This window comes from Azorhizobium sp. AG788 (assembly GCF_943371865.1).
Taxonomy (GTDB): domain Bacteria; phylum Pseudomonadota; class Alphaproteobacteria; order Rhizobiales; family Xanthobacteraceae; genus Azorhizobium.
In genome coordinates this window covers 109,777-128,199 of the sequence record NZ_CALRWL010000001.1, presented here as the reverse complement: position 1 = coordinate 128,199, position 18,423 = coordinate 109,777, and the positions used below count along the sequence as shown (strand labels likewise).

13 protein-coding genes are annotated in these 18,423 nt (G+C 65.7%); 3 read left to right on the top strand and 10 right to left on the bottom strand.

What is annotated here, in order from left to right:
• Position 1: 1 nt before the first annotated feature.
• Positions 2 to 1,888 (top strand): BatD family protein, encoded by a 1,887-nt coding sequence (locus AAG816_RS00545; protein WP_341987342.1) that lies wholly within the window; start codon positions 2 to 4, stop codon positions 1,886 to 1,888.
• Between the two features lie 7 nt (positions 1,889 to 1,895).
• Here the strand turns inward: AAG816_RS00545 and AAG816_RS00540 are convergent, their stop codons facing one another.
• The 9 genes from AAG816_RS00540 to AAG816_RS00500 all read right to left on the bottom strand — a co-directional run bounded on the left by AAG816_RS00540 (position 1,896) and on the right by AAG816_RS00500 (position 14,507).
• Entirely contained in the window at positions 1,896 to 2,405 is a 510-nt protein-coding gene (locus AAG816_RS00540; RefSeq protein WP_341987341.1) for an acetone carboxylase subunit gamma, read from the bottom strand.
• A gap of 65 nt (positions 2,406 to 2,470) precedes the next feature.
• The gene (locus AAG816_RS00535) at positions 2,471 to 4,801 is read right to left on the bottom strand and encodes a hydantoinase B/oxoprolinase family protein (protein WP_341987340.1); all 2,331 of its coding nucleotides are present in this window, start codon (positions 4,799 to 4,801) and stop codon (positions 2,471 to 2,473) included.
• Between the two features lie 42 nt (positions 4,802 to 4,843).
• Complete coding sequence (locus AAG816_RS00530) at positions 4,844 to 6,997, bottom strand: hydantoinase/oxoprolinase family protein (RefSeq protein WP_341987339.1); 2,154 nt, start codon at positions 6,995 to 6,997, stop codon at positions 4,844 to 4,846.
• Positions 6,998 to 7,207: 210 nt separating this feature from the next.
• Positions 7,208 to 9,154, bottom strand: a complete 1,947-nt coding sequence (locus tag AAG816_RS00525; RefSeq protein WP_341987338.1) for a sigma-54-dependent Fis family transcriptional regulator — start codon at positions 9,152 to 9,154, stop codon at positions 7,208 to 7,210.
• 249 nt (positions 9,155 to 9,403) lie between these two features.
• Entirely contained in the window at positions 9,404 to 10,900 is a 1,497-nt protein-coding gene (locus AAG816_RS00520; protein WP_341987336.1) for a tripartite tricarboxylate transporter permease, read from the bottom strand.
• Positions 10,900 to 11,364, bottom strand: coding sequence for a tripartite tricarboxylate transporter TctB family protein (locus AAG816_RS00515; RefSeq protein WP_341987335.1), 465 nt, complete (start codon positions 11,362 to 11,364; stop codon positions 10,900 to 10,902). Before AAG816_RS00515 ends, AAG816_RS00520 begins: the two co-directional genes overlap by 1 nt.
• 31 nt (positions 11,365 to 11,395) lie before the next feature.
• On the bottom strand, positions 11,396 to 12,364 hold the full coding sequence (locus AAG816_RS00510; RefSeq protein WP_341987333.1) for a tripartite tricarboxylate transporter substrate binding protein: 969 nt from the start codon (positions 12,362 to 12,364) through the stop codon (positions 11,396 to 11,398).
• 156 nt (positions 12,365 to 12,520) lie between these two features.
• Complete coding sequence (locus AAG816_RS00505; RefSeq protein WP_341987331.1) at positions 12,521 to 13,648, bottom strand: zinc-dependent alcohol dehydrogenase family protein; 1,128 nt, start codon at positions 13,646 to 13,648, stop codon at positions 12,521 to 12,523.
• A gap of 181 nt (positions 13,649 to 13,829) precedes the next feature.
• Complete coding sequence (locus AAG816_RS00500; protein WP_341987330.1) at positions 13,830 to 14,507, bottom strand: alpha/beta family hydrolase; 678 nt, start codon at positions 14,505 to 14,507, stop codon at positions 13,830 to 13,832.
• A 509-nt stretch (positions 14,508 to 15,016) separates the two neighbouring features.
• Here AAG816_RS00500 and AAG816_RS00495 point away from each other — a divergent pair.
• Entirely contained in the window at positions 15,017 to 16,114 is a 1,098-nt protein-coding gene (locus tag AAG816_RS00495; protein ID WP_341987328.1) for a tlde1 domain-containing protein, read from the top strand.
• 27 nt (positions 16,115 to 16,141) lie between these two features.
• Here AAG816_RS00495 and fabG read toward each other — a convergent pair whose 3' ends face one another.
• Positions 16,142 to 16,924 carry a 3-oxoacyl-ACP reductase FabG gene (gene fabG / locus AAG816_RS00490; RefSeq protein ID WP_341987326.1) on the bottom strand — a complete coding sequence of 261 codons (783 nt, stop codon included), beginning with the start codon at positions 16,922 to 16,924 and terminating at the stop codon, positions 16,142 to 16,144.
• Between the two features lie 333 nt (positions 16,925 to 17,257).
• Here fabG and AAG816_RS00485 point away from each other — a divergent pair, with 333 nt between their 5' ends.
• Entirely contained in the window at positions 17,258 to 18,406 is a 1,149-nt protein-coding gene (locus tag AAG816_RS00485; RefSeq protein WP_341987324.1) for a PotD/PotF family extracellular solute-binding protein, read from the top strand.
• Positions 18,407 to 18,423 lie beyond the last annotated feature (17 nt).

Genomic DNA, 18,423 nt, shown 5'->3' with positions numbered 1-18,423 from the left:
CGTGAGCCGCCCGATACCCGTTCGCCCCAACCGGTGGCGCGCCACGCTCAGTGGCGTGATGCTGGGCTGCGCCCTGCTGGCGCTCGCCCTTGGGCCGGCGCTGGCGGCGACCCTCAACGCCACAGTGGACCGGTCTTCCATCGTGGCCGGCGAGACGGTGGAATATGTGCTAAGCCTGACCGGCGGCGACGGCCGCGAACCGCCGGATCTCTCGCCCTTGACCCGAGATTTCGAGGTGGTGGGCCAGGGCCGGCGCAGCCGCAACATGATCGTCGATGGCAAGCGGGTTCAGGTGAATGAATGGGTGCTGAGCCTTGCCCCCCGTAAGAGCGGCAAGATCACCATTCCGCCCCTCTCGGTGGCCGGGCTGAGCTCGCCTGCGGTGCCGATCCAGGTGGTGCCGTCGGCCACCGGCAATACGGTGGAGGACCGGCCGCTGTTCGTGCGCATGGAGGCGGGCGACGTGGCGCCCTTCGTGCAGAGCGAAGTGCCCATTTCGGTGCGGATCTATGACAGCGTCGGCCTGCGGCCCGGCTCATCCTGGAGCAAGCCGACGGCGCAGGGTGCGACCTTTGTGGAGCAAGGCGACCAGCGCAGCTATATCCGCACCATCGGCAAGCAGCGCTACCGCGTCACCGAACAGGCCTATCTCATGCGCCCGCAGAAGAGCGGGCCGATCGAGATCGAGCCGGTGACACTGAACGCCAAGGTGCCCGGCTATTCCGGCAACAGTGCCTCGTCCGAGATGGCGCAACTGCTCGGCCGGGGTGGCGTGCCCACCCCGTGGCTGAACAATACGCCCGATTTCGCCCGCGACCTCACCTTGAAGTCCAATGCCGTCACAGTGACGGTTCAGGACCGCCCGGCGGCGGCCACGGGCTGGTTCCTGCCCTCCCGTGGGGTGACCATCGCCAGCCGCTGGTCGCAGCCGCCGGAGACCGCGAAGGTGGGCGATACCCTGACCCGCACCATTCGCCTGGAAGCGCGTGGCACCGCCGCCAACCAGTTGCCGCCCATCGTGCCACCCGAGGTGGCGGGATTGCGCCAATATGAGGAGGCCAGCCGCGCGGAGAGCCGCCCGGTGCAGGGCGAGGCCGGTGCCATCCTGATGAAGACGATTTCGGTGGTGCCCACCCACGCCGGTGAATTCACCTTGCCGGCCATCGAGGTGCCGTGGTGGAACGTCGATACCAAGAAGCAGGAACTCGCCCTGCTGCCCGCGGAAACCTTCCAGGTGCAGCCCGGCGCGGTCGCGCGCGCCCCGGCTCCTGCCACCGCGGACGCGGGCCCGGGTTCCGCGCCCATGGCAACTGGCGCCGCACCTGCGGCACCGCAGGACGATCTGACCGCCCGCGTCCTCGCCCTGCTGGCTCTGCTCAGCCGCGATCGGCTAATGGCGCTGACGGTGTTGCTCCTCGGCGGCTTGGGCATAGGCTTGCTCTGGACCGGAGTTCGCCGGGCCCGGCAGCGACGCAATACGCCCGCCCCGCGGCCCCAGTCCTCCGTGCTGCCCGCAGGCGCCGTGGCGCGCGTCCAGCCGTCACGGCCTCGCGTCGCCAAGGCCCGCACGGTGGCGGCGGCGGAAGCGGCGCTCCAGGCCGCCTGCGCGGTCAATGATGCCGCCGGCGCGCACCGCGCCTTCCTGGATTGGCTCGGCTTCATGCCCCCGGCCGCAGGGCCGGTTCAGCCGTCCTTGGCCGGCCCCCTGTCAACCTCGGAGATGGCCGCCGGTGTCGAAGCGCTCTGCGCGCACCTCTATGGGGGAGCCGCCACACCCTGGCAGGGACGCAGCTTCATGGCCGCCTGGCGCTTGGAAAAGCGCGCGCGGCAGCGGTCGCAAAAGACCGTCCGCCGCGCGCGTCTGGCGCCGCTCTATCCGGCGGCCTGAGCGCCCCTCACGCCGCTTCCACCCGCTCCGGCACCGGCAGGCCGAGCCAGTCCTTGTAGAAGGTGTCGATGTCCGGCTCGAAGTCGCGGATCACCGGATACCAGGGGGTGGGCGCCTCCACATCATGCAAGGTACCGCATTCCGGGCAATAATATTCCCGCAGCACCTGCCAGCTTGAGGTGGGGGTCATCAGGCGCGGATAGATTTCCTCCATCTTCTCCGGCGTGTCGCGCACATGCACGCGGGCGAACAGCTTCCAGTTCTCCCGCCAGTCGCAGAAATCGTGGCCGCATTCGCAGCGGATCTTCCACTGCTTGGTATCCTTGCGCTGGACCATGTAGAGCTTGGGGCCGAGCGGCAGGATGATCTTGTCATCCCACGGCATGCGCTGCTGCAGGATCTCCAGATAGATGGAAAAGCGCTCCGGGTCCTTCGGGGTGGCGAGCATCTGGTGCAGGGTATCGTGATCGATCTTGCCGTCCACCAGATCGGCGATCTTGGCGCGGGTATAGGCCATGGTGTCCTCCTGATTTCTTGATCATTGCGGCGGATGGCACCGGCGAGCCGCCGGTGCCGGATGCGCTATTGCTCAACGAACTGGACGGTCTTCACGTCGGGCAGCTCGGAGACGTCCATGTGGTAATGGGAGCCGTAGTGCGGGATGCCGATCTCTTCCTCCAGCAGCTTCCAATCCGCCGGCAGGTCCCAGAAGGTCTGGAAATCCTTGAAGAAGCGCGGCCCAAGCTTGAAGGAGGAGGCGAACATCTGCTTGACGTGGTCGCCCGCGTCCTTGGCCAGGATCTTCTCCCGCTCGCCCTTCATCCACTCGCGGGTGGGCACCGACTTTGCCAGCCGCTCGGCGCGGATCTCCTTGCGCCGCGCGGTTGTCGCCGCGATGTCCGCCGTGAAGGCGCCGTCCGCCCCCTTTGCCGCCACCACGCCATAAACCTGGAGGGCGAATCGCTCGATCAGATAGCCGCCGTTGATGTCATCCACCACACTCTGCGGATCGCGGTCGATGGGATCGCCGAAGCCGGGGCCGCCGCGCATGTAGTTGAGATAGAGGTCGTAATCCTTGAACATCTCCTCGGTGGTGATCGCCTGCTTATCGCGCTTGATCTTGGCATCGGGGATCATGGCATCCCAGGTCGGGTTCTGCGGGTCGGTGTCGCCGCCGAACGGGAGCGGCGCACCGGAGGCGATCAGCTCCTTCAGCCCGGTATCATGGGCGGCGAAGCGATAGCCGGAGGCGGCGGGATAGCCGCCCATCAGGCCCCAATCGGAGGTGATGTGGCCATTACCCATGAAGAACATGGTCCAGTCCTTGGCGTTCCAGACCATGCGCAGGCTCTCGAAGCCACAGCCGCCGCGATACTTGCCGGCGCCGCCCGACGAGGCCTTGATCTGGCGGCCCAGATAGATGAGCGGCTCCGCCAGTTCCCAGATCTCCATGTCGCCCATGTCGCCTTCCGGATTCCAGATGGCGGCGGCATGGGAGAGGCCGTCATGCACCGCGGTCGCCCCGGTGCCGTTGGCGGCGCATTCGAACGAATTCACCGCATGGATCTCGTCATACTGGTTGAAGCCGCCGCCCTGCAGCCAGTTGGAGGTGTTGGCATTGCCGGCATTCACCTCCTCCAGATAGCCGCGCCCGAAATAGGAGCGGGACAGGCCGCGCCACAGCGCCGTCCAGGACGACACCAGGAAGTGCCAGGAATAAGAGAAGGCGACGCGGCGGTCGTCCGGGTTCATCCAGGTGCCCTTGGGCAGCCGGAACTCGGTGCCGTAGGCCGCGCCGTCATTGATCATTTCCGAGGGGATCAGCGTCTGGGTCATCATCACCCAGATGCCCGAAGTGAAGCTCACCTGATGGGCATTATAGGTGTGCCAGCCCCAGCGGCTGGCGCCTTCGAAATCGAGCCGCCAGGTGCCGTCGCCGCGGATGGTGATCTCCGAGGGCGAATGCATGATGGTGTCGAGCTTGGCGAAATCGGACGGCACCCGCACGTCCTCATGGGCGTAAGGCACGTCCACGAAGCCCACCTGCCGGTAGGTGCCGGGAATGGTCATGGCCTTGATGCGGTTCTGCAACCCCTGGCGGCCGTGCTCCACCGCCTCATAGGCGAATTTCCAATAGGCCTCGATGCCTTCTTCCGCGACCACTTCTTCCACCAGCTTGCGGATCATGTGGCAGCCGGCGATGCGGGTGCGTTCGTCCAGCATCCAATAGCGCGTGGTGCGCACCATGCGCTGGCTTTCGTGCAGCCAGTCGCGGAACAAAGTGTCGTTGGCCCCCACCTTGCGGCAGGTGATCTGATAGCCGTCGCCGAAGCGCTGCACCTGCCCCGTGGACATGGAGCCGGGACCCACCGAGCCGGTGTCGATGACGTGGGTGACGCCGCCCACCCAGCCGATCAATTCGCCCTCCCAGAAGATGGGCACGATGGTATGAATGTCGCAGGGATGCACGTTGCCGATCAGGCAATCGTTGTTGCAGAACAGATCCTTGTCATGGATGCCGGGATTGCTCTCCCAGTCATTCTCGATCATGTATTTGATCGCCGCACCCATGGTGCCCACATGGATGATGATGCCGGTGGAGGTCAGGATGCTGTCGCCCGCCGCATTATAGAGGGTGAAGCACAGTTCGCCCTCCTGCTCGACGATGGGCGAGGCGGCGATCTTCTTGGCGGTCTCGCGCGCATCCACCACCCCGGCCCGCAGGCGGGAGAACAGCTTGTTGTAATGGATGGGCTGGGTGTCGCGCAGTTCCAGCTTCTCCAAGCCCGCATAGTGCTTGGTGCGCTTGGTCGCCTCCATCAGGCGGTCACGATGCTCTTTCAGCGTTTCCCCGCCGCGCACGATGCCGCGCGTGGCGCCTTGGGCGCCCTGGGGCCGGACATTGACGTTCATCTTGGCGTTTCCTTGATTTGATTGGGGATGGACAGGCCGGGCTCAGACTTCCTTGAGATGGAAGAGGCGGTGGCCGTCGAGGAAGGTCTCAAACCCGTCCGGCACCACGAAGGTGGTGGCATCGGATTCAATGATGGCGGGGCCGGCGACGCGGTTGCCGGGGCGCAGGCTTTCCATCCGGTAGAGCTGCGCATCCACCCAGCGCTTCTTGCGATAGAACTTGCGGGTGCCGAGGAAGGCGTCGGCCGGCGGGGTCTCGCCCTCCAGGGGCTCCTTGGGGATCTTCGGCTTCTGGATCGGCACCGAGCCGCGCATGATGGCGCCGGTGACCGAATAGCCCAGCTCCGGCGAGCGGGCAGAGGCCGCATAGACCCGGCCGTAGGTGGCGTTGAACGCATCCACCAGCTTGGCCCAGTCCTGCGCGGTGTCGGCGGACGGCAGCGGCGACTCGATCTCCAGATCGTTGAGCTGGCCGCGATACTGCATGCGGTAGCCGGGCTGGAGCGTCACCTGGTCGGCGTCGTAGCCATTGAGCTTGAACTCCTCCAGCACATTGTGGGTGAGTTCATCCCACGCCGCCTGAAGGGTCTTGGACGCCTTCTCCGACAAAGCGTCGGAGGCATCCGGCGCCAGGTTGATGTCCAGGGACTTGTCGTAGCGATATTCGAAATCCGCGGCCGCGCAGCCGAAGGCGGAGAAGCCCGCCGCCCAGGCCGGCACGATCACGTCCTCGAAGCCGAGACCCTCCGTATAGCCATAGGTGTGCACCGGGCCGGCGCCGCCATAGGAGAAGCAGACGAAGCTCTGCGGGCTGTAGCCCTTGGCTGAGATCATCGAGCGCAGATAGTCGCGCAGGTCGCTGTCCAGCAGCTCGATCACGCCCGCCGCCGCATCCTCCACCGACAGGCCCAAGGGATCGGCCACCTGTTTCTTGATGGCATCCACCGAGCGCTGGCGATCCAGTTTCACCGCCCCACCGAGGAAGTTGTCCGGGTTCAGGTAGCCCAGCACCATGTGGCAGTCGGAGATGGTCACGGTCTCGATGCCGCTCTCCTTCCAGCACACGCCCACCCGGTAACCGGCACTATCCGGCCCCAGCTTGATGGCCTTGGTGTAGGGATCGAGCCGGATGAAGGAGCCGGCCCCCGCGCCCACGCTGTCCATGGCCACCAGAGGCAGCGACAGCACCAGGCGCGCCATGTCCGGGTCGTTCTTGATGGTCAGCTCGCCCTGGGTGATCAACGCCACGTCGAACGAGGTGCCGCCGATGTCGGAGCAGGCGATGTTGTTGTAGCCGAGCACTTCGCCGAGATATTTGGCGCCGATGACGCCGCCGATGGGGCCGGAGACGATGGTGCGGGCCAGTTCCTTCGCCTTCCAGGAGATGGTGCCGCCATGGGTGGCCATCACCCGGAAATCGAACTTGGTGCCATGCTCCTTGAAGGCGTCGGAGATCTTCTTCAGCGTCTGCCGCGAGGGCTCGGCCGCATAGCCTTCCAGGATGGTGGTGTTGGTGCGGTGGGTTTCCTTGCGAACGGGGTAATAATCCGCCGAGGCGAACACCGGGATCGCCTTGCCGCTCTTGGCGATTTCCTCGATGACGATGTCGCGCACCCGGCGCTCATGGGCCGGGTTCTTGTAGGAATGCAGCAGGCTGATGACGATGCCTTCCACATCCGCCGCGATCAAATCGCGGGCGGCGGCGCGGGCGGTCTCCTCCCGCAGCGGGATGACCACGGTGCCGAACATGTCGATGCGCTCGGCCACCCCGCGGGTGAGATTGCGCGGCACCAGCGGCGGGTCATAGCGATGGGTGTTGAGGTGGATGCGATCCTCATAGGCATAGCCCAGATAGCACTGGATCGCCCGGCCCATGCGGTGGAAGTCCTCCATGCCCGCATTGACGATCAGGCCGCATTTCAGCCCCTTGCGCTGGACCACGCGGTTCAGCATGGCGGTGCCGGAATAGACGCCGGTCTGGAGGCCCTGAAGCCCCTCCGCCAGCGACAGGCCCCAGCTGCCGAGCCCATCCTCGCTGGAGGCGATGAGGCCGAGGGCCTCATTCTGCGGAGTGCTCTGCGCCTTGCCGACGACGAAATCGCCATCGGAATCGACGAAGAACGTATCGGTCATGGTGCCACCGGCATCAATGCCGAGCACTTGGACGCTTCTGACGTGCCGTGCCTGGATGTTCACGCGTGTCCTCCTGTCCGAGCCGGCTTCTGCTGAGCCGGGCTATCTGGAAAGGGGCACAAGGCGTGCCAGTTTACTGGGCAGCTGGTCAGTTCAACTCTTGCAATACCTTACCGCGCCTGCACAGTTTTCGCTTTGCGTCTGCGAACGTCCGAATATCGAACTGTGCGCGACGCGGGCGTCCAGAGGGCGGACACCGAGCAGGAACAGCGCTCAGTTCTTGAGGGCCCGCCCGTCGCCATATTCGGCCAGGCGCACATAAAGCGTCGAGCGGGCGATGCCCAGGCGCCGCGCCGCTTCGGTGAGGTTGCCGCCGCAGGCATTGACCTGGGCGAGAATGGCCGCCCGTTCAGCCGCCTTCAGATCCACACCCGACAGCGGTGCGGGGCTATCATTGCCGCTATTGAGCGGTCCGGCACTACTCGGAGATTGCGCAAGGTGGGGCGTCGCCAGCACCTCGGGCGGCAGGTCGTGTTCGTCCAGCCGGTCGCCTTCCGCCAAGGCGACCAGCGTATCCACCACATTGCGCAGCTCGCGAATATTGCCGGGCCAGCCATAGGCCTGCATGCGCTCCAATGCCTTGGCAGAAAAGACTGGCGCGCTCCGCCTCAGGCGGGCTGCCGCCACATCAGCGAACCTCCGTGCCAGCAGCACCACATCGGCGCCCCGCTCCCGCAGCGGTGGAATCCGCAACCGCGCGGCGGCGATGCGATAGTAGAGATCGCGGCGGAACCGCCCCGCCTCCACTTCCGCCAGCAGATCGCGATTGGTCATGGCCAGGATGCGGATAGTGACCCGGCGGCCCTCATGCTCGCCCACGCGATAGACCACGCCATCCTCCAGCACCCGCAGCAGATAGGATTGCAGGTCGAGGGGCATTTCGCCGATCTCATCCAGGCACAGGATTCCGCCATCGGCTTTCTCGATCTTGCCGGCGCGGCCATGTTCGTCGGCCCCCGTGAAGGCGCCTTTGGCATAGCCGAACAGTTCGCTGGCGATCAGCTCCCGGGCCATGCCGCCGCAATTCACCGGCACGAACGGCCCGTCGGGATCGGGGCTGGCGCCCTTGATGGCGCGGGCGAACAATTCCTTGCCGACGCCGGTTTCCCCCTCGATGAGGATGGGCAGACTGTTGGCCGCCAGCCGCCGCGCGCGCTCGCGCGCCGCGTGCAGCGCCGGGTCGTTGCCGAGGATCTGCTCGAAGGCGAGCCCCTCCTCTCCGGCGGGACGGGACACCGCTGCCGGCGATGCCGACCGGCGTCGGGCGGGATGCAGAACGATGAGGCAGCCGACCACCGCCTCATCCCGCTTCACCACCTCCAGGCTCGCATTGGGGAAGCGGCGGCGGCAATTGGCCTCCCATGCCTCCTGGGAGGCGGTGCCGATCATCTGGCGGATGTCGCTCGCCAGTCCACTGCCGGGCGCGCCGGCCTTGTGCGCCGCATGCACCAGCATGCCCCGCCGATCCACCACCAAGATGTCTTCACTCAGCCAGATGGAACGCTTCGACACGAAATGCCGCAACAGCACTTCATGCTCCATCTTCGCGCCACGACCGAGAGAGGCCTCGATCTCCTGGCCAATTGCCACCGCCAGCGACAGGCTTTGCGGATTGAACGAGGCCGCCGGCCCCGAGATATCCACCACGCCGAGCAGTTCGCCATCCAGGGGATGGCGCACCGGCGTGGCGGCGCAGGTCCAGCGCTGTACCTCCTCGCAGAAATGCTCGGCACCGCAGATCTCCACCGAACGGCCATCCGCCAGAGCGGTGCCGATGGCATTGGTGCCGATGGTGGCCTCATCCCACCGCCCGCCAGTCTCCAGATGGTTGCGCCGCCCCTTGTCCATGACCCGCGGATCACCGGCGGTCTCGACAATGAAGCCGCTGGCGTCGGCCAGGATCATCATGGAGGCGGCATCGGCCAGGAAGCGGGTGGAGCGCTCCAGCGCGGGCCGGGCGGCTCCCACCAGAGCGGCATTTTGCGATCGCCGGCGGAAGATCTCCGGCGCGTCGGCCAGCGGCGCCTCGGTGCGTCCGGCGCCGACGCCGAGCGTTCGCGAGCGTTCCCAGGATGCCAGCAATGTCGCGGGGACGCCGGCTGGCGGGCGCCCGTCGGTGAGGAATGTTTCCCAGGCCAAACGGATGTCCCGTTGGTCCATGTCGCGTCCTTCCCTACGGGGTGCGCAAGGGCAAAGCCCCCGCGTCCGGCCCAGCGGAAGCGTGACCATGGCCTGACGGTGCCCTGATGACACGCGCGTCCGCCTCAGGGACTAAACCGTCAGCGCGGTGGGACCTTGCCACCGCAGCCAACACCTCCGGCTGCATTTCCTCATGGCGGGCTTCTGTGGCCCGCACGGGCACAGTTAATGCGCTATCCGCGAGGATCGCAAGCCGGCGACCACTGGGTTTCAGCTGGTCTGGGGCGCCGCCTTGCTCTTGCGCAGCCAGGTCCACAGCGGCAGCAGCAGGACCAGGATGGTCACGGCGCCGAGCCCTGCGGAGATCGGTCGCTGGAAGAAGCCCAGCAGGTCGCCGTCGGACTTGATCATGGAGGTCACGAAGCTCTCCTCCAGCATCTTGCCCAGCACGATGCCCAGCACGCACGGCGCGATGGGCACGTCATGCTCTTCCATGAAGAACCCCAGCACACCGAAGCCCAGCATGAGCAGGATGCCATAGACCGAATTGTTCACCGCAAACGCCCCGACGATGCAGAACAGCAGGATCAACGGCATCAGGATGCGCCTGGGCACCCGCAGCAAGGCCGTCCCCGCCTTCAGCGCCATCAGGCCCAACGGCACCATGGCGATATTGGCGATGATGAAGATGAAGAAGACCGCGTAGATGGATTCGGGGTTGTTGAGGAACAGGGTCGGCCCAGGATTGAGCCCCTTCAGATAGAGCACGCCGATGACGATGGCGGTGATGCTGTCGCCCGGAATGCCGAACACGAGGGCCGGAACCCAGGCCCCCGCCAGGGCGGCATTGTTCGACGACGTGCTCTCGATGATGCCTTCCACATGCCCGGTGCCGAATTTCTCCGGGGTCTTGGAGAACCTGCGGCTCATGGCATAGGAGACCCAGGCGGCGATGTCCGCCCCGGCGCCCGGAAGAATGCCGATGGCCGTTCCTGTGATGTTGCCCCGCACCTGCTGCGGCCAATATTTGATGAGCATGGTGCCCCAGCCGCGCAGCGGATTGCCCAGCGCGGTCTGCTTCACATCCCAGTCCTTGGCGCCGGCGGCCATGGTGCGGATAACCTCGGAGACCGCAAACAGGCCGATCATGGCCGGGATGAAATCCACTCCACTCATGAGGTCGGTATTGCCCAGCGTAAAGCGCGGGATGCCGCCGGGATTGTCCAGACCGATGGAGGCCACGAACAAGCCGATGAACAGGGATATCAATCCCTTCACCGGCGATCCCGAACCGATGAAGATGGCGCAGGTCAGCCCTAGCAGGGCCAGCCAGAAATATTCGAACGAGGAGAATCCCAGCGCCACTTCCGCCAACAAGGGGGCGCTGACAATCAGAACCGCCGTGCCGAACAGTCCGCCCAAAGCGGAGAACAGCACATTGGCCCCCAGCGCCACTTCCGCCTGCCCCTTGCGGGTCATGGCATAGCACTCATCGGTATAAGCGGCGGAGGCGGGCGTTCCCGGCATCCGCATGAGCGTGCTGGGAATATCGCCGGCGAAGATGGCCATGGCGGAACAGGAGATCATGGCCCCCACCGCGGAGATGGGATCCATGAAGAAGGTGATCGGCACCAGCAGCGCGATGGCCATGGTGGCCGTCAGGCCCGGGATCGCCCCCACCACCAGGCCGAAGGCCGCCGCGAGCAGAATGGTCAGCAACACGTTCCAGTGCAGGACCAGGCCAATTCCGGTCTCGATCGCAGCCATCACAACAGGCCCTCAAGGACGCCGCGCGGCAGCGGCACCCGCAGGCCGTGGGCGAAGGCGTAATAGACGCAAAGGGTGGCGAAGAGCGCCACAGGGCCGGCCACCACCGGCCGCACCTTCAGCAACAGGAACAGCGCCAGCAGCAGCACGGTGGACGCCACGATGAAGCCGGCGAGCGGCGCCAGCACGATATAGAGCGCGACGGCCCCCAAGGTGCCGAGGGCCCGCATCAGCGCCGGCCATTCGCGCGCCCATCCCAGGCTCGCCACCGGGCCCGGACCGGCCCGCATCGCCTGCGCCGCCAGGACAAGGCCGCACAGAAACAATCCCGCAGCGGTGACCATGGGAAAGACGTCGGCCCCGAACTTCTGGCCCGGAATCGGTGGCAAGGTGGATGCCGCGGCGGCCAAGGCCGCGGCTCCGATCATCACCAGAATGGCGAGAACCAGATCGTTGACGCGCATGGGCTGAGCCCTCCGGACGCCGGAACCCCGACTATTTCGCGATCCCGACCTCTTTCATCACCGCGCCCAGCGCGGCATCGCTCTCGGCCATGAAGGTGCCGAAGGCGGCCCCTTCCGCCCAGCGCCCGCCGAAGCCGCGATTGGTGAGGAAGTCCTGGTATTCCTTGCTTTCATAGGCTTTCTTCAACGCCGCCCCGAGCTTGTCGGTGACGTCCTTCGGAAGGCCCTTGGGTCCGGCAATGCCGCGCCAGGCGCCGATGGTCCAATCGCTGCCGGTAGCCTCCTTCAAGGTTGGCACGTCCGGCATCAGCTTGGAACGCTCCTTGCCCATCACTGCGAGGCTTCTCACCCGCCCGGCGTCAATCAGCGAACGCGCCTCGGGCAGCGAACAGGTGACGATCTGCACGCCGCCGGCCATCAAATCCTGCAGGCCGGGGGCAGCGCCCTGGCTCGGCACCCAGGGCACGCTGGACGGCTCCACCTTCAGCGAGGATAGCATCCCGGCCAGGGCCAAATGCCAGATGCCGCCCTGCCCGGTGCCAGATGCCTTGAATTTCCCGGGGCTCTTCTTGACGTCGTCAATGACGTCCTTTGCGGTCTTGTAGGGAGAATCCGCCCGCACCTGCAGGCCGGCCGCGTCTTCGTTCACCAGCGCCAAAGGCGTGTAAGAACTCGAATCGAGCTTGGTGAGGCCCTGCCAATGCATCATGCCGATTTCGACGGTCAGCAGGCCGATGGTGTAGCCGTCCGGCGGAGCATCCGCGATCGCCTGATGACCGACAACGCCCTGTCCGCCGGTGCGATTGACCACCGCCACCGGCTGGCCAAGATCCCGCTCCAGCAGCGATCCGATCATCCGTGCCACCGCATCGGTGCCGCCGCCTGCCCCCCAGGGCACGATCAGCGAGATCGGCCGATCCGGATAGGCCGCGCCTGCAGCCGTGAGCGGAACGACGCTGGACATGACAAGGCCGAACCCGGCCAGAAGCAGGCGTTTCATGCGTTTCCCCCATGCGAGGCTTCAGCCCCTGTTGCCTTTGCATCGGCCTGATTTGGCGTAGCCTTGGAATGCAAAGACGTTCTAATCGTTTTAACGACCCTATGAGCCGCATTTCCTATAGTCAACGTCCAGCGCGAAAATTGCCGCCCGGAAGGGTCAGAAGGTGATGACGTGGCGCACCACTTTGCCCTGGTCCAGCAGGTCGAACGCGGCATTGATCTCGTCCAACGGCCCGGTGCCGGACAGCAGTTTTTCCACCGGCAGTCGCCCGCGCTGGTTCAAGGCGATGTAGCGCGGAATATCCCGCGCCGGGACGCAGCTGCCCATGTAGCTGCCGCGGATCACCCGTTCCTCGCCCACCAGATGCACCGGCGCCAGCGAGATCCGCGCATTGGGATTGGCCAAACCGGCGGTCGCCGTCGTGCCGCCGCGGCGGGTGATCTTATAGGCCAGTTCGAACGCCGGAGCGGAGCCCGCCATCTCCACCGCATGATCCACGCCGCCGCTGGTGGCCGCGCGCACCGCTTCCACCACATCGGGATCGCTCGCCAGAAAGGCGTCGGTGGCGCCGAGGGACAGCGCGAGATCCAATTTGGCCCGAGACAGATCCAGGGCGATCACCCGTTCCGCCCCTGCGGCCACAGCGCCAAGAACCGAGGACAGGCCGACCCCGCCCAGCCCCACCACCGCCACGCTCTGGCCGGGGCGCACGCCGCAGGTGTTCACGATGGTGCCCACCCCAGTCATCACCGCACAACCGAACAGCGCCGCTTCCACCAGCGGGAAGTCGCGGTCGATCTTGACCATGGAGCGGCGCGAGATCACCGCATATTCCGCAAAGGCCGAGACCCCGCAATGATGATAGGCGTCGGTGCCATCGTCGCAATGCAGCCGCTGCGCACCGGACAGCAGCAGGCCGGCCCCATTGGCCGCCGCGCCGGGCGCGCAGAGCTGGGCGCGGCCTTCCGCGCATGGCAGGCAGTGACCGCAGGTGGGCAGGAAGCTCATCACCACATGATCGCCGGGGACAAGATCGGTGACGCCGGCCCCGGTTTCCACCACCACCGCGGAAGCCTCATGGCCCAGCACCATGGGGATCTGGCGCGGCCGATCGCCATTGATGACCGACAGGTCCGAATGGCACAGGCCCGCAGCCGCAATCTTGACCAGCACCTCGTCGGCGCCCGGCGGGTCTAGCTCAATGGTTTCGATGCGCAGGGGGCGGGTCTCGGCATAGGGCTTGGCAATGGGGGAGGCGTGAAGCACGGCGGCTTTGATGCGCATGGCGTCCTCGGGCTTTTGTTGGGGACGCGTGCCTCATCCCGCCAACGGCGCGGACGGAGATGGGGGCGTCCCGGTGCCGCCCAGTGATGCACTCCGCCGCGCCAGACGCAACCGAGCGAGCGGCGCGGAAGGCGCAGGCCATGCGTTCGGCGCATGCCCTGTTGCGCGGCGCGTCTGTTGTTCAAGCAGGCATGCCCTGCATCCATTCAGCGGCGGCATCCAGGAGTTGCGCCAGCACCTCTGTATCCCTGCAACCTGTTTTCGCAGGCACATGGAAGGCATGGTCCGCGTCCTGAGCCAAAACCAAATGCGCCCGCGACCCGAGCCCGCCCACCACGGGCTCGAGGAGATCACGTTGCGCCAATGCGTCCCGCGTCCCCTGCACGAACAGCATCGGCACCTGCACGTCCTCCAGATGGTCCGCGCGGGTGACTGCCGGCTTGCCGGCCAGATGCAGCGGGAAGGCGAAGAACACCAGCCCCCGGACGCCGGGCAGCGGGAGGAGCGCCTGCGCCTGCGAGGTCATGCGTCCGCCAAAGGACCGCCCGCCGGCAAACAGATGCAGAGCGTCGGCGCGGCCGGCCGCCGCGGCGACAGCGGCACGCACCGCCGCGTGGGCCACGGCCGGCGCATCGGGCCGCTTGGAGCCGCGCTCCATGAAGGGGAAGTTATAGCGCAGCGTGGCAATGCGGCGCTCGGCCAACCCTAGGGCGAGCGCGGTCATGGCCGGATGACCCATGCCAGCACCGGCGCCATGGGCGAGAACAAGGCAGGCACGCGCATCGGCAGGCCGCATCCAGAGCCCGGAAAGGGAGGATTGCCCTGTCATCGGAATCGTCACCGGCTCAGCGATGCTCATAGCCACACCTTTTTACTAAATGAGATCATTCAGACGCACCTGAATACCGCCCCACATGTGCCGCCTCCGGTCTCCGCACGGTCGCGCCACCCACCGGCCAGCTGATGCCACCTCTGCGTAGGACAAATGGACCGTGTGGCCGGGGGACGGCGGCGAATCTGTTCCATCCACCGCCTGTGCCGGATTGCCGCCGCCGGGCGATGCCGATGGGCACTGCATTCTGAGCGGGGGGCTGGACAAATGAGGACTTAAGGGCTTGAAATGTCTATTAGAGAGCCCCGGACAAGCTCCGCGGTCCTTGGTGGCGCTGGCGGTTGGTCGGTCGTGATCGGCTTCACAATCCCGCCTTCGTGATTTGGTTAAGGTCGCATCGTAAAGGGAATAGTCACCAAGTTTCGGCAACGTGCACACACAAGGCAGGGCCGACTGGCGCACGGCGGGGACGCACGGACACGAGCCGTAAGCGCGCCGCTTGAATCAGGCCGCAGTTCGTTTGAGTCACGAGGATCATGACGTATTCGGCTTGGATCGACGATGAGGATGACGTTTCGTTCGGGAGCGATCAGCCGGCTCACGTGCGGACTTTGCTGCCCATCATCGGGACGATTGCCGTCGGTCTGTGCGCCACTGCAGCGGCCGTGATGGTTGCGGCGATTGTGTTCAGCTGGAGCGGGCAAAAGGCCACCATCGCCGATCCCGCCCTGCCCGATACCCGCATGATCCGCGCCGAAGACCTGGCCGCCCTTGCGGAAGATATTCCGCCGGTGGATCTCAACGACATCGGTTCCTTCCGCTCTGCGGGCCTGGTGGCAGCGACGCCCAACGTGATCTTCGCGCCGGGGCTGGACGCCAAGCCCTCCGTTTTCCTGCGCACCGCCACCGCCGAGCCGTCCATCGCCGACGAGCCGCTGCCACGGGCGCCGACGGTGGAGATCGTGCGGGTCGTCCCGCTGCCCTCCGCCAATCCGCTGGGCGCCCGTCGCGGTCTGCCGCCGGATGAGTCGCTGCGCGCGACGCCGCCGGACGTTGCTCAATTGTCAGCGGCCCCGCCCCTGCCCAGTCGCAACCCGCTGTTGCAGGCAAAGCCGCAGGTGGCCAGCCTCGAGCCGGCGGACCGGCCGCTGGAGAAGGAACCCACGCCCGCGGGCCAAGCCCTGCTGCCCGGCCCGGGCGACCGCTTCGCGCTCTATGACATCAAGGGCCGCGTCGTCTACATGCCCAATGGCGACAAGATGGAAGCCCATTCCGGCTATGGCGAGATGTTCGACGACCCGCGCCATGTGGCCAAGAAGATGGTCGGCCCCACACCGCCCAACACCTATGACCTGACCATGCGCGAGGCCCGCTTCCATGGGGTGGAAGCGCTGCGCATGAAGCCTGTGGGCGGCAACCCGATGTATGGCCGCGACGGCTTCCTGACCCATCCCTACATGCTCGGACCGCGCGGCGATTCCAACGGCTGCGTCTCGTTCAGGGACTATGACAAGTTCCTGGCTGCCTATAAGCGCGGCGAGGTCACCCGCCTGGTGGTGGTGGCCAGCCTGCCCACAAAGCCGGAACCGGCCAACCCCCTGCTGTCCTGGCTGACCTCCGCCGCCGCACGCTGAGTGCTGCGGCGAGGCTGTTGGCGCAGATTAGTCCGCGCTGCCCATTTCCTCCAGGGCCCCAAGGGATTCGGGCAAGATCTGCCCGCCGTCGATCACCATCCCCTGCCCCGTCACATAGCCCGCCTCCTCGGAGGCGAAGAACAACGCCGCATTGGCGATATCCTCCACGCCGCCCAGGCGCTTGAAGGGGATCGAGGCCTCCATCTTGGCGATGTAGTCGGCACCCAGCCCATCCAGCCCTTCGGTGCGGATATTGCCCGGCATCACCGCGTTCATGGTGATGCCCCATGGCGCCAGTTCGATGGCGGCGGTGCGCATGAAGCCCAGTTGCGCAGCCTTGGATGCCCCATAATGTGACCATCCGGGGAAACCGGTCACCGGGCCGGTAATGGATGAGGTGAGCACGATCCGCCCCCAGCGGCGCGCCTTCATCGCCCCGAGCACCGCCTGCACCGACAGGAAGGTGCCCTTCATGTTGGTGTTCATCACCAGATCGAAGTCGGCCCCGGTCATGACGTCCAACTTGGCCGCCGGAAAGATGCCCGCATTGGCACACAGCACATCGATGCGGCCATAGCGCTCCAGTGCCGCCGCGGCGAAGGCCTGACAGTCTTCCACCTGCGTCACATCCGCGGAAAAGCCCGAGGCGTGCGGCCCGATTTCGCCGGCGACCCGCTCCGCATCCGCGAGCGAACGCGCCACCACCAACACATTCAGCCCCGCCGCGCCAAAGCGCTGGGCTATGCCGCGACCGATGCCCTTGCTGCCGCCGGTGACGATGACAGTGCGACCTGCGAGCGCTTTGAACATGCGCTTCTCCCCATGATCTGGATGGCATTACGCGCGATGGGCGGGACGCCGTCGCGGCAGGAGCGGCAAAAATTGCTGCGCCGCCGATGAAAGAATGCGGCGCAAAAAATATGTTGTAAAGCCCAACATTTGAGGCCTAACATCCAACATAGAACAACATAACTCCAACACTCATTTGTTTGGCGGCATGCGTCCTGTCCCCTCCGCCCGCGCGGTAGGCGAGGGCTGCGCCGTGCGAAACCGGTGAGCGATTGGAGCACGGCCATCCAGAACGACCGGCATCGACGAACGGCCGGACAGTGCCGTTCGCACGACCACTCCAGGGGATCGACCATGACCATTTCCAGACGGTCTTTGCTCAAAGGCATGGGGGCCGGTGGCCTCGCCATGGCCGGCGGCCCATTCGCCCTGTCCCGCAGCGCCTTCGCCGCCCGGGAGAAGGAACTGAACATCCTGTGCTGGGAGGGCTACAACGCCGCCCAGGTGCTGGACCCCTTCCGCAAGAAGACCGGCGCTACGGTCAAGGCGGAGAGCCTCACCAATGACCCCACAATGATCAACCGACTGCGGGCGGGCGAGATCAATGTGTGGGATCTGATCAACGTGAACAATCCCTGGGCCCGCAAGGTGATGTGGCCGGAAAAGCTGATCAAGCCGCTGCCCATCGCCGAGTTCGAGCCGTTCTTCGACAAGATGCTGCCCATGTTCAAATGGCCCTACAAATGGGCCATGAGCGATGACGGCAAGGAGCTTCTGGGCTCGTGCCAGCGCTTCGGGCCCTACTCCTTTGTGGTCAACACCAAGAAGATCGACCGCAAGACCGCGGAGACCACCGGCTGGGACCTGTTCAACGACCCCAAGCTTTCGGGCAAATACGGCATCCTGGAATCCGACGACTGGAACGTATTCAACATCTTTTTGGTGGCGGGGATCGACCCGTTCAAAGTCCACACGCCGGAGGACTTCGCCAAGTTCGAGGACACCGCCAAGCGCATCTTCAAGGGCGCCAAGCTCATCGGCGACATCGCCGCCATGAACCAGGCCCTGGTCTCCGGCGAGATCGACCTGCAATTCACCGGCGGCACCTATTCGGTCTCCGCGGCGCGCGCGGACGGCTACCCGGAATTACGCGGCATCACCCCGCTCAAGGGCCCTCTGCCCGGCGGCAAGGGCGGCGTCTCATGGATTGAAATCACCTCCACCGTGAACAATCCCAACCTGTCGCCGCTGGCGGTGGAGTTCCTCAAATACGTGCAGGCCCCGGACATCGCCCACACGGTCGCCTTCGCGGAAGGCACCTTCAATCCCGTGGCCCAGATGGGAAATCCCAAGTGCTTCGATCTGTTCACGAAAAAGGAGCTGGACGCCATCCAGTGGGACAGCCTGGATGAGGAGATGGCCCGTTCTGTCGAGTACGACATCGTGCCGGATTACGACAAGGCGCTGGACCTGATGAATGCCGCCAAGCGCGTGCGCGGCTAACGCGCCCGAACCGTCCG